The sequence below is a fragment of the Burkholderia sp. Bp9090 genome, from assembly GCF_003857985.1.
Classification (GTDB): domain Bacteria; phylum Pseudomonadota; class Gammaproteobacteria; order Burkholderiales; family Burkholderiaceae; genus Burkholderia.
This window is the reverse complement of the sequence record NZ_QTPV01000013.1, coordinates 56,342-71,509: the sequence shown is the minus strand read 5'-3', so window position 1 is coordinate 71,509 and position 15,168 is coordinate 56,342. Positions and strand designations below refer to the sequence as shown.

The 15,168-nt window shown below is 68.4% G+C and carries 11 protein-coding genes; 6 read left to right on the top strand and 5 right to left on the bottom strand.

The features are described from left to right. Positions 1-140: 140 nt before the first annotated feature. Together otsB and otsA are read left to right on the top strand one after the other, a co-directional pair. Positions 141-893 (top strand): trehalose-phosphatase, encoded by a 753-nt coding sequence (gene otsB, locus DIE16_RS14825; RefSeq protein ID WP_124487418.1) that lies wholly within the window; start codon positions 141-143, stop codon positions 891-893. Beyond that, on the top strand, positions 890-2,266 hold the full coding sequence (gene otsA, locus DIE16_RS14820; RefSeq protein WP_124487417.1) for an alpha,alpha-trehalose-phosphate synthase (UDP-forming): 1,377 nt from the start codon (positions 890-892) through the stop codon (positions 2,264-2,266). The genes otsB and otsA overlap by 4 nt, the downstream gene beginning before the upstream one ends. A 108-nt stretch (positions 2,267-2,374) precedes the next feature. On the opposite strand, the gene DIE16_RS14815 is transcribed toward otsA, so the two are convergent. Then, entirely contained in the window at positions 2,375-4,204 is a 1,830-nt protein-coding gene (locus tag DIE16_RS14815) for an ABC transporter ATP-binding protein (RefSeq protein ID WP_044844743.1), read from the bottom strand. Positions 4,205-4,767: 563 nt separating this feature from the next. Here DIE16_RS14815 and DIE16_RS14810 point away from each other — a divergent pair. The 3 genes from DIE16_RS14810 (at position 4,768) to DIE16_RS14800 (ending at position 7,372) form a co-directional block, all read left to right on the top strand. Next, the gene (locus DIE16_RS14810; RefSeq protein ID WP_044844742.1) at positions 4,768-5,832 is read left to right on the top strand and encodes a glycosyltransferase family 4 protein; all 1,065 of its coding nucleotides are present in this window, start codon (positions 4,768-4,770) and stop codon (positions 5,830-5,832) included. A gap of 237 nt (positions 5,833-6,069) precedes the next feature. Beyond that, a complete protein-coding gene (locus DIE16_RS14805) occupies positions 6,070-6,870 on the top strand; it encodes a hypothetical protein (RefSeq protein WP_124487414.1) in 801 nt (266 codons plus the stop codon). Positions 6,871-6,907: 37 nt separating this feature from the next. After that, on the top strand, positions 6,908-7,372 hold the full coding sequence (locus tag DIE16_RS14800; RefSeq protein ID WP_124521349.1) for a DUF2214 family protein: 465 nt from the start codon (positions 6,908-6,910) through the stop codon (positions 7,370-7,372). A 98-nt stretch (positions 7,373-7,470) separates the two neighbouring features. On the opposite strand, the gene gudD is transcribed toward DIE16_RS14800, so the two are convergent. Further along, positions 7,471-8,823 carry a glucarate dehydratase gene (gudD, locus tag DIE16_RS14795; protein ID WP_124892547.1) on the bottom strand — a complete coding sequence of 451 codons (1,353 nt, stop codon included), beginning with the start codon at positions 8,821-8,823 and terminating at the stop codon, positions 7,471-7,473. Between the two features lie 424 nt (positions 8,824-9,247). Between gudD and DIE16_RS14785 the strand changes: the two genes are divergently transcribed. Then, a complete protein-coding gene (locus tag DIE16_RS14785) occupies positions 9,248-10,009 on the top strand; it encodes a FadR/GntR family transcriptional regulator (protein ID WP_124487410.1) in 762 nt (253 codons plus the stop codon). A 220-nt stretch (positions 10,010-10,229) separates the two neighbouring features. Here the strand turns inward: DIE16_RS14785 and DIE16_RS14780 are convergent, their stop codons facing one another. The 3 genes from DIE16_RS14780 to pdxY form a co-directional block, all read right to left on the bottom strand. Continuing rightward, on the bottom strand, positions 10,230-11,378 hold the full coding sequence (locus DIE16_RS14780; protein WP_044844737.1) for a branched-chain amino acid ABC transporter substrate-binding protein: 1,149 nt from the start codon (positions 11,376-11,378) through the stop codon (positions 10,230-10,232). 358 nt (positions 11,379-11,736) lie between these two features. Beyond that, positions 11,737-13,881, bottom strand: coding sequence for a phosphocholine-specific phospholipase C (locus DIE16_RS14770; RefSeq protein WP_124892543.1), 2,145 nt, complete (start codon positions 13,879-13,881; stop codon positions 11,737-11,739). Between the two features lie 315 nt (positions 13,882-14,196). After that, positions 14,197-15,057, bottom strand: a complete 861-nt coding sequence (gene pdxY / locus DIE16_RS14765) for a pyridoxal kinase PdxY (RefSeq protein ID WP_044849114.1) — start codon at positions 15,055-15,057, stop codon at positions 14,197-14,199. Positions 15,058-15,168 lie beyond the last annotated feature (111 nt).

Below are 15,168 nucleotides of genomic sequence, written 5' to 3'. Positions count from 1 at the left end.
AGTTGACGCGGACGGCGGCGCGAGGCAAGCCCCGCACCGGTTTCGCCCATCTCGGTACGCAGGCGCGGTAAGATGCGCACAATTCCATTCTCGCAGCGGCGGCCCCCGCGTTGGCAGGCCGCTCTCAGACCATCGAATCGATGCAATCCGTTCCGGCTTCCCTGTCCCTGACCGATACCGCGTTCTTTTTCGACTTCGACGGCACGCTCGTCGAGCTGGCGCCGACGCCCGACAGCATTCACGTGCCGGCGTCGCTGCTGACGCTGCTCGATGAACTGCGGCGCCGTTCGCACGGTGCAGTCGCCATCGTGTCGGGTCGCGGCATCGACAACCTCGACACGTTCCTGAACATGCCGGACCTGCCGATCGCCGGCCTGCACGGCGCCGAGCGGCGCGACGCGAACGGCGACACGCAGCGCATCGGCTTCAACGACGAACGGCTGCTGCGCATCGAGCGCGAGCTCGCGGCCGTCGTCGACCGTCATCCGGGCATGCTGCTCGAAATCAAGGGGGCGGCCGTCGCGCTGCACTACCGCAACGCGCCCGAGCGTGAGCCGGCCGCGCGCGCGGCGGCCGAGCGCCTCGTCGCCGAATATGCGGATGCGTACGTGCTGCAGCCCGGCAAGATGGTGTTCGAGATCAAGCCGAAGGGTGTCGACAAGGGGCGCGCGCTGGCCGCGTTCCTCGACGAGCCGCCGTTCGCGGGCCGCGTGCCGCTGTTCGCGGGCGACGACCTGACCGACGAGAAGGGCTTCGCGGTGGTCAACGCGCGCGGCGGCCTGTCGATCAAGGTCGGCGCGGGCGAGACGTCGGCCCGCACGCGGCTCGACTCGGTCGACGCGCTGCACGCGCAGATCGCCCGCTGGCTTGGCGCGGAGCTGCAGGGCGCATGAGTCGACTCATCATCGTTTCGAACCGCGTCGCCCCGATTTCGGAAGGCGAGCCGGCGGCGGGCGGTCTCGCGATCGGCGTCTACGATGCGCTGAAGGAGACGGGCGGCATGTGGTTCGGCTGGAGCGGCGAGGTGGTCGCGTCCGGTGCGCCGCAGATCCGCATCGAGGAGCGCGGGCCCGTGACGTTCGCGACCGTCGGGCTGTCGCGCCGCGATTACGACCAGTATTACCGCGGTTTCTCGAACGCGACGCTGTGGCCCGCGTTCCATTACCGCGCGGACCTGATCCAGTACGACCGGCACGAGTTCGACGGCTACGGCCGCGTGAACGTCTGGCTCGCGCAGCAGCTCGTGCCGCTGCTGCGGGACGACGACGTGATCTGGGTGCACGACTATCACCTGATCCCGTTCGCGCGTGCGCTGCGTGCGGCCGGCGTGAAGAACCGCATCGGCTTTTTCCTGCACATTCCGTTTCCGGCCGCGCAGGTGCTCGTCAACGTGCCGCCGCATCGCGAGCTCGTCGAGTCGCTGTGCGCGTTCGATCTGCTCGGCTTCCAGACCGAGCCGGACCTGCGCGCGTTCTGCGACTACATCGAGTTCGAGGCCGGCGGCGAAGTGGCGCGCGAAGGGCACACGGTGCGCGTGAGCGCGTTCGGCAACACGCTGCGCGCGGCCGCCTATCCGATCGGCGTGTATCCGGACGAGATCGCGTCGCTCGCGCAGGCGGGCGAGCACGGCAAGGCCGCGCGCATGGCCACGTCGCTGCGCGGGCGCCAACTGATCATGAGCGTCGACCGGCTCGATTATTCGAAGGGGCTCGTCGAGCGGTTCCGCGCGTTCGAGAAGCTGCTGGAGCACCAGACCTCGATCCGCAACCGCGTGTCGTTCCTGCAGATCGCGCCGTCGACGCGCGCCGACCTGCGCGCGTACCAGGACATCCGCCTGCAGCTCGAAGCGGAGTCGGGGCGCATCAACGGCCGCTATGCGGAGCTCGACTGGGCGCCGATCCTCTACATTCACCGCCAGTACGATCGGCAGGTGCTGGCCGCACTGTATCGCCTCGCCCGCGTGGGCTTCGTGACGCCACTGCGCGACGGGATGAACCTGGTCGCGAAGGAGTACGTGTCCGCGCAGAATCCGGACGATCCGGGCGTGCTGGTGTTGTCGCGCTTCGCGGGCGCCGCGCGCGAGCTGACGGGCGCGCTGATCGTCAATCCGATCGACATCGACGGGATGGCCGATGCGCTGTCGCAGGCGCTGACGATGCCGCTCGCGGAGCGGCGCGCGCGTTATGCGGACATGATCGCGCAGCTGCGCGAGAACAACGTGTCGGTGTGGCGCGACAACTTCCTGCGCGACCTGCAGCGCGTGTGATCCGCGTGCCGCGCGGCGACGGTCGCGCGGCGCCATGAAAAAAACCGCCGTGCTTCGCGCACGGCGGTTTTTTATCGGCTGCCAGGACGGGATGCTGCCTGGGCGGCGTCAGGCCACGCGTTCGCCGGTCGGCGCGGTGCCGTCGGGGGCGTGATGGCGGCCGTGCTGCTTTGCGAGCAGGTCGCGGTACAGGCCCGGACGATTGCGCAGCACGTCGGGGCTGCCGTCGTCGATCACCTTGCCGTTGCTCATCACGATGATCCGGTCGAAGTTGCGCAGCGTCGACAGCCGGTGCGCGATCGCGATCACCGTGCGGCCGACCATCAGGCGGTCGAGCGCGCTCTGGATCGCTTCCTCGGATGCGCTGTCGAGTGCGGACGTCGCTTCGTCGAGCAGCAGGATCGGCGCGTCCTTCAGGATCGCGCGCGCGATCGCGATGCGCTGGCGCTGGCCGCCCGACAGTTTCACGCCGCGGTCGCCGACGATCGTGTCATAGCCTTCCGGCATCGCCTCGATGAACTCCGAGCAGCGGGCGTCGCGCGCGGCGGCAAGCACTTCCTCGCGGGTCGCCTCGGGGCGGCCGTACGCGATGTTGTCGTAGATGGTCCGGTGCAGCAGCGAGATGTCCTGCGGCACGAGCGCGATCGCATGGCGCAGGCTGTCCTGCGTGATCGCCTTCACGTCCTGGCCGTCGACCATCACGGCGCCGTCCTGCGTGTCGTAGAAGCGCTGCAGCAGCGCGAGCACGGTCGACTTGCCGGCGCCCGACTTGCCGATCAGGCCGACGCGCTGGCCCGGTTCGATATGGAGATCGAAGTGGTCGAGGATCGCGCGGCGATGCGGATACGCGAACGTCACGCGTTCGAAATCGACGCGGCCGCCCTTGGCCGACAGCGGCTGCGCGTCGGAGCGGTCCGGCATCCCGTGCGGCTCGAGCAGCGTCTTCACGGCTTCGGACAGGCGTGCCACGTGCTGCGTGACGTCGACGAGCGCGACGGCGAGGTCGCGGGTGCCGTGCAGGATCGTGAAGCCGAGCGAGCTGACGAGCACGATGTCGCCGGAGGTCGCGCGGCCCTGGTCCCACAGCCACAGCGCCCAGCCGAGCAGGCCGGCGGACAGCATCGCGGTGATCACCGCGTGCAGCAGGCGCAGCTTCTCGAGGTAGAACAGGCTTTGCTGGCGCGCGTCCATCTCGGCCTTCACCGTCGCGCCGAAGCGCTTCTGTTCGCGCAGCGTCATCCCGAATGCGCGCACGAGGCCCATGTTGCCGATCACGTCGACGAGCTCGCCGTCGACCGCGGCGGCCTTCGACGCGAACGCGTGATGGCGCGCGGAGCCGCGCCCGGCGAGCTTGAACAGCACGACGGAGAGCACGGCCGAACAGCCGAGCAGGCCGGCGGCCATCAGCGGGTTCACGACGATGATCATCAGGATCGCGCCCATCACCGCGATGCACGGCGGCAGCACGTTCCACGCCATCGTGTTCTCCGACGTATAGACGGCGTTCGACGTGGCGGTGATGCGGCTCGCGAGCGTGCCCGGCTGCTTTTCCGAGTAGTAGGTCGGCGAATGGCCGATCAGGTACTGGAACAGGTCGCGCCGCAGGTCGCCGGTGACCGCGACGAACGTGTGCGCGGCGGCCCAGCCGCCGACGCGCCACAGCAGGTTGTCGGCCGCGATCAGGCCGACGAGCAGCGCGAACGCGCTCCACAGCGGGCCCGGATGATGGCGCCCGGTCGCGAGCACGTCGATCAGGTGCTTGATTGCGTATTGCGAGCCGAGCGCGCAGCCGACGGCGGCCAGCACGCTGCAGAGCACGACCAGGTGCGCGACCGGATGCAGGCGGATGTAGCGGAACAGGAACGCGATCGGCCGATGCGCGTAGCTCGACAGCTTCGCGTTGTGGGCGTTGCGCTGGGCAGGGGTGAGAGATTCCAAAATATGCGTGCGGTGATTCGGTGGTTGAGCGGATCGTCAGGATCGCAGCCCACGGCCGCCCGGACTGAATAATCCGGCATTGTAAACAAGGCCGTGCATTGCGCAGCGCGAATCTTGCCTTGGTCAGGGGCGCGCGATCAATTTTGAGATAAAATCCGGCATCCGTCCTGCCGCGTGCACCGGAATCACGATGCCGGCCGTGGCGGATGACTCGGAACGCCAAAAAGAGCCTTCCACTCTAGAACGGACACCCAAGTCCGCGGGTTGCAAAGTGTTGCGCCTTTGTAACAAAGCAAAGAGTTTGAAATGTTGTGCGCCGTATCGGGATTAACCCTAGATAATCGGCTCCGGGTTCGATTCCAGGTTTTTACGAACCCCTGTCAACGGGTCTTCGTTTCAAACGTTCTATGCCTGTCGCGTCGCCGACGCTCCTTGAGCAGCGCGGGTTCGACGCCCCCGGCAGGCTGATTCGTCCGATTTTTCGGATGAAATGCATCCAGCCCGGACCGCCGGCAGGTTGCCGACCCATACCTGGTTTTTAGCCGATTTTTTAGGAGTTACGCATGCGAATCGCCCAAATCGCTCCGTTGCACGAAGCGGTGCCCCCGAAACTGTACGGTGGCACCGAGCGAGTGGTGTCCTACCTCACCGAAGCACTTGTCGAGATGGGGCATGACGTCACGCTCTTCGCGAGCGGCGATTCGCAAACGTCGGCGAAGCTCGAAGCGTGCTGGCCGCAGGCACTGCGCCTCGACCCGACGATCCGCGACGTGATGGCTCCGCACATGCTGCTCCTCGAGCAGGTGCGCCGCCGCGCGGAAGAGTTCGACGTGCTGCACTGCCACATCGACTACTACCCGTTCTCGCTGTTCTCGCGCCAGCCGGTCCCGCATCTGACGACGATGCACGGCCGTCTCGACCTGCCGGAACTGCAGCCGATCTTCAATGCGTTCAGCGACGTGCCGGTCGTGTCGATCTCCGACAACCAGCGTATCCCGCTGCCGCAGGCGAACTGGCTGTCGACCGTGTACCACGGCCTGCCGGAAAACCTGCTGACGCCGATCCCGAACGTGAAGCCGAGCTACCTCGCGTTCCTCGGCCGCATCTCGCCGGAAAAGCGCGTCGACACCGCGATCCGCATCGCCGAGCAGGCCGGCCTGCCGATCAAGATCGCCGCGAAGCTCGACAAGGCTGACCGCGCGTACTACGAAGAGAAGATCAAGCCGCTGTTCGCGCTGCCGCACGTCGAGTACATCGGCGAAATCAGCGAGTCGGAAAAGACCGAATTCCTGGGCAACGCGCACGCGCTGCTGTTCCCGATCGACTGGCCGGAGCCCTTCGGCCTGGTGATGATCGAGGCGATGGCGTGCGGCACGCCGGTGATCGCGTTCAAGCGCGGCTCGGTGCCGGAAGTGATCGAGAACGGCGTGTCGGGCTTCGTCGTCGAAGACGAACTGTCGGCCGTCGCGGCGCTCAAGCGCCTCGATACGCTGCCGCGCGAGAAGGTGCGCGCCGCGTTCGAAGCCCGTTTCTCGTCGAAGGTGATGGCGCAGAACTACGTGAAGGGCTACGAGGAACTGCTGCGCCAGAAGCGCCGCACCGTCCTGCGCGAAGTCAACGCAGGCTGATGCCGGGCCGCCGGCCGCACCGCGGCTGAGGCCCCGTCATCGACGCCCCGTCCGGGTCTCCGGCGGGGCGTTGTCACATCTGCGGCGCGGATCTGTTGTATTCTCGCCGCGCCCGGCGCCGCGAACGGACGCGGAAGCGGTCCGGCACGCCATCCGGCCGTCTGTCCAGACGGTAATGTCCCTATAATGGCCGTGCCGTGAAATCCGGCCCGCACGAACATCGAGAGGAGAGCAGTCTTGGCGAGAACGAAAACCACGCGCGCAGCACCGGCCCCCGGCGCCGGCGTGATCTTCGCGTTGCGCGCGATCGGTCTCGTGCTGCTCGCGCGCTGGCTGTTCTCGATGTCCCAGATGGGCTATCGCGCGTCGCTGTCGGCGATGGTGTCGTCGCCCTGGGCGTTCGTCTATCTCGTCCTGATCTTCCTGCTGCTCGCGCTGCCGGGCGCCGTCGCGCGCGCCGAGCGGCCGTTCCATCCGCTGCCCCAGTGGCTGCGCCAGGCGCTGCGGGTCTTCGCGCTGATCGGTTTCCTGTTCGCCGTGTGGTCGATCGGCGCGTTCGCGTGGGCGGCCGGCTGGCGCCGTGCGCTGCACGCGGTGACGGCGACCAACGGCTGGCTCGTCGCCGCGCCGGCGCTGTATGCGGCGATCGTCTGGATGTGCCGCCCGCGGCCGCTGTGGCGCACCAACGTGGCCGCGCGCCGCTTCGCGGTCGGCCGCTATGCGATCTCGCTCGATACGCTCACGCGTACTGCGATCGTCTGGATGGAGAGCCGCAAGGTCGGTCAGTACGACGCGCGCGAACTGTCGGTGCGCTGGCCCGGCCGGGTCGCGCCCGCCGCGGGCGAGCAGGGTGCGCAGCCGGCCGCCGTGCCGCCGCGTCGCGGCAGCCTGTTCCGGCGGCCGAAGGTGGAACTGCTGTGGGATTCGCCGGCGGCCGTCGGCCATAACCGGCAGATCGTGATGCGCGCGCCGCTCGCGACCGAGGGCGACCGCGTCGCGGTGCTCGCGCTCGACGCGGCGCTCAAACAGATCGTCTGACAAGGCCTGCGCGGCGCGCGGGCGACAAGGAGGCGCAATGATCGTCCGCTGGTTGCTGGCAGCCGTTCACCTGATGGCATTCGGCGTCGCGTTCGCCGCGATCGCGGGACGCAACCGTGCGCTGCGCCGGGTCATCGCGTCGGCGCAGGCCGCCGACCTGCCCGGCGTGTTCAAGGCCGACGCGGCCTGGGGATTGTCCGCGCTGGTACTGATCGCGACCGGGCTCACGCGCGCATTCGGCGGCTTCGAGAAGGGCTCGGCGTACTACCTTCATGAGCCGCTCTTTCACCTCAAGATGACCGCGCTCGTGCTGATCCTCCTGCTCGAGATCGTGCCGATGCTCGGGCTGATCCGCTGGCGCATCGCCGCGCGGCAGCAGCAGATGCCCGATCTGGGCCGCGCACGGACCTATGTGCGGATCGGCCACTGGCAGGCCGTGCTCGTGATGGTGATCGTGCTCGCCGCGTCGGGGATGGCGCGGGGGATTGGGGCGGCCGGCTAGGTCTGGCCGGGTAGGTGCGGTCGGCTAGGCTCGGCCGACTAGGCCCGGCCGGCCGCGCATGTCGACCGGGCGGACCCGCCGCCCGTTTCGTCCCGCGCTCAGCGCACGAGGCAGGGGCGCTTGTTGTTGAACGTCCACCCCGGAATCAGATACTGCATCGCGGCCGCGTCGTCGCGCGCGCCGAGCCCGTGCTGCTTGTACAGTTCGTGCGCGACCGCGACCGCCTCCATGTCGATGTCGATGCCGAGGCCCGGACGCTTCGGCACTTCCACGAGCCCGTTCTCGATCTTCAGCGGCTCGCGCGTCAGCCGTTCGCCGTCCTGCCAGATCCAGTGCGTGTCGATCGCGGTGACCTGGCCGGGCGCGGCGGCCGCGACGTGCGTGAACATCGCGAGCGATACGTCGAAGTGGTTGTTCGAATGGGAGCCCCACGTGAGGCCCCAGTCGCGGCACATCTGCGCGACGCGCACCGAGCCCTGCATCGTCCAGAAGTGCGGATCGGCGAGCGGGATGTCGACCGCCTGCAACTGCACCGCGTGGCCCATCTGGCGCCAGTCGGTCGCGATCATGTTGGTGGCCGTCGGCAGCCCGGTCGAGCGGCGGAATTCGGCCATCACCTCGCGGCCCGAATAACCGTTCTCCGCGCCGCACGGATCTTCCGCATACGCAAGCACGTGATGCAGGTCGCGGCACAGCCGCACGGCCTCGTCGAGCGACCATGCGCCGTTCGGATCGAGCGTCACGCGCGCTTCGGGGAAGCGCTCGGCAAGTGCCGTCACGGCGTCGATCTCGCGCGCGCCTTCGAACACGCCGCCCTTCAGCTTGAAGTCGTTGAACCCGTAGCGCGCATGCGCGGCTTCGGCGAGGCGCACGACCGCCTCGGGCGTCAGCGCGGCTTCGTCGCGCACGCGGGTCCAGTCGTCGGTCGCGCCGCGGCCGTCGCGATAGGGCAGCGCAGTTTGCGTGCGATCGCCGATGTAAAACAGATAGCCGAGCATCTCGACGCGCTCGCGCTGCTGCCCTTCGCCGAGAAGGGCCGCCACGGGCACGCCGAGATGCTGGCCGAGCAGGTCGAGCAGCGCGGCTTCGAGCGCGGTGACCGCGTGGATCGTGGTGCGCAGGTCGAAGGTCTGCAGGCCGCGGCCGCTCGCGTCGCGGTCGGCGAAGGTGCGCCGCACGTCGTTGAGCACCGCATGGTAGTTGCCGACAGGCTGACCGACGACGAGCGCGCGCGCGTCCTCCAGCGTGCGGCGGATGCTTTCGCCGCCCGGCACCTCGCCGACGCCGGTCCGGCCCGCGCTGTCCTTCAGGATCACGAGGTTGCGGGTGAAGAACGGGCCGTGCGCGCCGCTCAGGTTGAGCAGCATGCTGTCGTGGCCGGCGACCGGAATGGCTTGCAGGTCGACGATGCGCGGCGTGTCGTGGGAAGGCGAGGCAGTGACGGCGTTCATGGCGGCGATGGCAAAAGAGTGGGCAATGCCGTGCGGCAAAATCTTTGCTGCGCGCGGCGGGAGGTGCGATCATTCGACAACCGACGTGCGCGGTGCGCAAGCCCCGCATGTCGACGGCAACCCGAAAGGATGGGGGCGACCCGCTCGATGCCGGTGTGGCGACAGGCCGGAGCACGCGCGCAAGCGCGCTTCGATCGGTCGCGAAACCGGGCGCTGGCAGCCGCGCAGAAGCGCGAATGCCGGCCGATCGCGAACCACGGGACCGGGCAGCGCTGGAGCGCCAGCCTCGGTCGACAGGAGATCCGTGTCGCGATCATCAGTCGTCGGATGACTTGTGACGCAGTATAATGAATCATCGGCGTTCGCTCAAACCCCGCGTAAACCCTCGGCTCACATTACGATCATTCAAAAAGGAACCGGCCTCATGTCCGTGCCCACGCTTCCCGCAGCGCCGCGCCGTCGCGCACGCAGCCTCGCACAAGATGTCGTCGACGCGCTGACCGCGCAGATCGAAAACGGCACGCTGCGTCCCGGCGACAAGCTGCCGACCGAAACCGAAGTCATGGCGGCGCAGGGCGTCAGCCGCACGGTCGTGCGCGAAGCGATCTCGCGGATGCAGGCGAGCGGCCTCGTCGAGACGCGCCACGGCATCGGCAGCTTCGTGCTCGAGCCGGCGCGCCGGCAGACGCTCGGCATCGATCCCGCGACCATCACGACGCTGCGCGACGTGCTGGCGGTGCTCGAGCTGCGCATCAGCCTCGAAAGCGAATGCGCGAGCCTCGCCGCGCAGCGCGCGAACGATACCGACCTCGCCGCGTTGCGGCGCGCGCTCGACGCGATCGCGTCGGGGGCGGGCGGCGGCCGTGACACGGCACCACTCGATTTCCAGTTCCACCTGCAGATCGCGCAGTCCACCGGCAACCGCTATTTCGTCGACATCATGACGCAGCTCGGCGCGTCGATCATTCCGCGCACGCGCGTGAATTCGGCGCGCTTCGCCGGCGACGACCTCGAGCGCTATGTCGGCCGGCTCAATCACGAGCATGAAGACATTTACGAGGCGATCGCGCGTCACGACCCGGAAGCCGCGCGCGCCGCGATGCGCACGCACCTGACCAACAGCCGCGAGCGGCTGCGCCGTGCGCACGAGGCGGCCGAGGCGGAACGCGACACGCAGGCCAGCTGACGCGTGGCCGCTGACATGGCCTGCGCGGCGCCGCAGGCCTTGACGAATATCGCCGCAACATCAGTCATCGTATGAGATCGATGCGATTGCGCCGATCGTTTGAGCGCCGGCTGCGGATCGTCCGGTCACCTGCATCGTGGGAGGGGCGCCGGGGCGGCGTTCCCGCCGTCGCCCGCGCCCCGGGCGCGGCCCGGCTACCCGGACCGCCGAGCCTGCCCGATCAGCCCCCCTTCGTCACGATGGTCTTCCACGCGCCGCTCTTCACCTGGTACAGCGTCGACATCCCGCTCTTCAGCGAGCCGTCGTTCGCGAACGAGATGCGGCCGGTCACGCCTTCGAAGTCGACCTTCTTCAGCGCCGGGCGATAGACCTTCGGGTCGGTCGAGTTGGCCGCCTGCATCGCCTTGATCGCCGCCCACGCCGCGTCGTAGCCGAACTGCGCGTACGACAGCACGTCGACGCCGAAGCGCTTCTTGAAACGCTGCTCGAAATCCTTGCCCTGCGGCAGCTCGTCGAGCGGCCGCCCGTATTCCCACGCCATCGCGCCTTCCGCGGCCGGGCCTGCGATCTTGATGAACTCGTTGTCCTTCACGCCGCCGCCGCCGACGAACTGCGCGTTCAGCCCGAGCTGGCGCATCTGCTTGATGAAGTTCGCGGCGAGCGAGTCGAGACCGCCGAAGAAGATCAGGTCGGGGTTCTTGCCCTTCAGGCTCGTGATCTGCGCGCGGAAGTCGACCGCCTGGTTGCTGGTGAACTCGCGGCCGATGATGTTGCCGCCGGCCGCCTTCACGGCCTTCTCGAACTCGTCGGCCTCACCCTGGCCGAACGCGGTGCGGTCGTCGATGATCGCGATGCGCTTCGCCTTGGTCACGTCGACCGCGTACTTGCCCGCGTTGCCGGCGTTCTGGCCGTCGGTCGCGATCACCATGAACATGTTCGCGAGCCCGCGCGACGTGAGCGTCGGGTTGGTCGCGGCCGGGTCGATCACCGGAATGCCGGCCTTGTCGTAGACCACCGACGCCGGAATCGTCGTGCCCGAGTTGAAGTGGCCGACCACCACCGACACGTTCTGGTCGACGAGCGCCTGCGCGGCCTGCACGCCGATGCGCGGGTCGGCCTGGTCGTCCTGCACGACCAGGTCGAAATGCACGGGCTTGCCGGCGATCTGCACCTTCTGCGCGGCGGCGTCGTCGAGCGCGAGCTGCACGCCGTTCTGGAGATCCTTGCCGTAGCCGGCGTTCACGCCGGTGAGCGGCGCGGCAAAGCCGACCTTCACGTCGGACGCGTCGGCGGCCTGGGCGGCGTGTTGCGAGAGAAGGGCTACCGCGGATACGACCGATACCGACAACAGGGAATGACGGAATGTCATGTTCGTTCCTCTTGTTCTAACACCAGCGGGTGGGTACCGCACGCAGCCGGCGGGCCGGGCGCGTGCGACGGGCGGGCGGTTCGACCGCTTCTCGGAATCGGACGTGGAGGTCGGCTTGCTGATGCTTCCCGGAAAGGACCTCCCGTCAGGCTCTGCGAGGAGCCCCGATCGTCTCGATATATAGGTCGCCGATATGCGCGGGTCTTGGCAATTTGCCGCGCATTCGATGCGGATTTGCGCACAGCTTCCGGGCGAGCGCGGGCGGCTGGTATCGGGAGTTTCCCGTCACGAATGGACGGGAGGCGGGTGCGGGCGGGCGGCGCAACCCCCAGAGGGGGCCGCGCCGCGTTCGCCGTCGTCAGTCGGACAGGGCGTCCGACGCGGCTTCGGCGTCGTCATGCGACGCGTTCGTGCGGATCGCCGGGTCGCTCGTGCTCGGGCGGCCGGTCTCCACGTGGCCCGCGAAACGGCGCAGGAAGCCGAGTGGGCGGCCGTCGCTGACGGTCAGGTCGTACCAGCCGTGGCTGCCGCGCAGATCCCAGTAGTCGTCGACGTGCGTACCCGGCTTGAGGTCGAACTCGCGCGCATGGCCGTGGCCGTAGGCGCTCGTCACCCTGAGCCGCACGGCCTGGTGGCCGCGGTTCATCAGGCGCAGCGTGATGTTGCCGTTCGCGACGTCGTAGCCGTAGATCACCTCGGGATTGATGCTCGCGGGGCCGACCGCCATCGCCGCGGGGCTGCGGAAGTGGCAGTAGAAGCCGTTCGGGCCGTACACGTCGAGGTCGTACAGGCCGAGCGACGGCGCCGGGCTCCACAGGTCGGAGAGCCGCTTGCCGGCGTCGACCGTGTAGGTCCACGGGCCGTCGACACGATTGCGCGCCTGGACCTGGAACGCCGCGCCCGCGGTGCCGGTGTTCGCGAAGGTCAGCCGGAACTGGCCGCTCGCATTGTCGATCCGGCCGTGCACGAACAGTTCGTACGGCAGCGCGCGCGCCGGACGCAGGCCGGCCTCCTGCTTCGGCAGATGCTGGACGACCGGCGGCACCGGGATGTAGTCGGGGTGACGGTTGCGGTCGGGCGGCGCGTAGCCGCTCGTGTCCGGGAGCTGCGGCCAGCTTGCGTCGGGCGTCGCGAAGTCGAACGCGGACGTCAGGTTGCCGCACACCGTGCGGCGCCACGGCGACACGTTCGCCGCGGTGACCGCGTACTGCGCGCCGAAGCGTGCTTCGATGAATTGCAGCAGCGACGTGTGATCGAAGGTCTGCGAGCAGACCCAGCCGCCCTTGGTCCACGGCGACACCACCAGCATCGGCACACGCGGCCCGAGCCCGTACGGGCCGGCCATGTGCGACGCGTCGCCGGCGAATGCCTCGTTGGTCGTCGCGACCGTCGACAGCCCGTTGTCGCGCGACTGCGGTGCGAACGGCGGCGGCACGTGGTCGAAGAAGCCGTCGTTCTCGTCGTAGGTGATGAAGAGCGCGGTCTTGCTCCACACGTCCGGATTCGATACGAGCACCTTCAGCACCTGCTCGATGTACCACGCGCCGTAGTTCGCCGGCCAGTTCGGGTGCTCCGAGTACGCTTCCGGCGCGCAGATCCACGACACCTGCGGCAGCGTGCCGTTCTTCACGTCCTGCTGCAGCACGTCGAACAGCGTGCCGCCGGCGCTGATGTTGGTGCCGGTGCGCGCCTTGTCGTACAGCGGCGTGCCGGGCAGCGCACTGCGGTACTGGTTGAAGTAGAGCAGCGCGTTGTCGCCGTAGTTGCCGATGTACGGGTTCTGCGTCCAGCCCCACGAGCCGTTCGCGTCGAGCCCCGTGCCGACGTCCTGGTAGATCTTCCACGACACGCCGGCCTGCTCGAGCACTTCCGGATAGGTCGTCCAGCCGTAGCCCTTTTCCTCGTTGCCGAGCACCGGGCCGCCGCCCGTGCCGTCATTGCCGACGTAGCCGGTCCACATGTAGTAGCGGTTCGGGTCGGTCGAGCTCGGGATCGCGCAGTGGTACGCGTCGCAGATCGTGAACGCGTCGGCGAGCTGGTAGTGGAACGGGATGTCGTCGCGCTTCAGGTACGCCATCGTCGTGGTGCCCTTGTTCGGCACCCACTGGTCGTAGCGGCCCTTGTTCCATGCGGCGTGCATGTCCTGCCAGCCGTGCGGCAGGTCCTGCAGGAACTGCAGGCCGAGCTTGTCGGCGCCCGGGTGGAACGGCAGCAGCTCGGCCGGGCCGACCGGCTGATGGAACACCGACTTGCCGTTCGCGAGGCGCAGCGGGCGCGGGTCGCCGAATCCGCGGACACCACGCATCGTGCCGAAGTAATGGTCGAACGAGCGGTTCTCCTGCATCAGGATCACGATGTGTTCGATATCGCGGATCGTGCCGGTACGGCGGTTCGCGGGGATGGCGAGCGCATCGCGGATCACGGGCGGGAACAGGTTCAGCGCGGCTGCGCCGGCGGTGCCGGCGGCGACGCGCAGGAAGTCACGACGGTTCGATCGGGTCATGGTCGTTATCGTGCGTTAAAGGGGGGAGCCGGTTGGCGGGACATGCGGAAAATGGACGCGCCCCGTGGCGCAGGATGCGGCTGCGCCGGGTCGTGCCGCCGCGAGCATAGCGAGAAATCGGTGTCATTCATGTGAAGTCCGGAAACGTTTGCAGGCGCGGCGTTGAACGGACAACGGCCGACGGTTGCGGTGCAACGGGCAGCGGGGACGCGGATAGCGGGATAGCGGACAGCGGGACAGCAGGACAGCAGGACAGCAGGACAGCAGGACAGCAGATGGCGCTTGACGCGCGCCGGCGATGCGGATGCAGCGGCGTCAGGCGTCCGTCACCCACGCGCCGAACCATTCGCTCGGGCGCGCGATTTCGTCCTGCGCGGCGACGAGTTCGAGCTCGTAGCGGCGTGCGTCGTAGGTTGCCTTCACGACCGCGTGCACCGCCGCGAGCGTGTGCTCGAACGCGGCGCGCACCGAGTCGCCGCGCAACCGGCGCGCGACGAAAATGGCGCTGGTGAGGTCGCCGACACCGACCGGATGGCGCGGAAACGCATACAGCGGGCGCTGGCCGATCCACGCTTCGGTCTCGGTGACGGCGAGCATGTTGAAGCGGTCGGCCGGGCTGCTGCGGTCGTGCAGGTGCTTGACGAGGATGATTTTCGGCCCGCGGCGGATCAGCGCGCGGCACGCGTCGACGGCTTCGGCGACGGTCTCGATGCGCCGCCCGGCGAGCTTCTGCAGCTCGGTGTGGTTCGGCGACATGCCGTCCGCGAGCGCCGGCATCTCCGCGACGATGAATTCCTCGACGCCGGGTTCGGGGCGGATGCCGCCCGTCTGGCCCATCGCCGGATCGCAGAAGTACCACGCGTTCGGGTTCATCGCCTTCACCGAGCGCACGATCTCGACCGTCGCGCGCGCCTGCGCCGGCGAGCCGACGAAGCCGGACAGTACCGCGTCGCAGCGCTTGAGGGCGCCGATCGCGGCGACGCCGTCGACCAGCTGCTCCATCTTCGCGGCGTCGATCGCGCTGCCGGCCCAGTGGCCGTACTGCATGTGATTCGACAGCTGGACGGTGTTGAGCGGCCAGACGTTGACGCCGAGGCGCTGCATCGGGAACACGGCCGCGCTGTTGCCGGCGTGTCCGTAGATGACGTGCGACTGAATGCTGAGGACGTTTTTCATGAGCGTTCGCCTGCAGGCGTTTCAGGGTCTCGTCACACGATACCCGAGTTCGTCGCGTGCGCGGAAGTCGCTCGGCCGACGAGTGTTGCGCGCCGTCGTCAGCCCGACCGC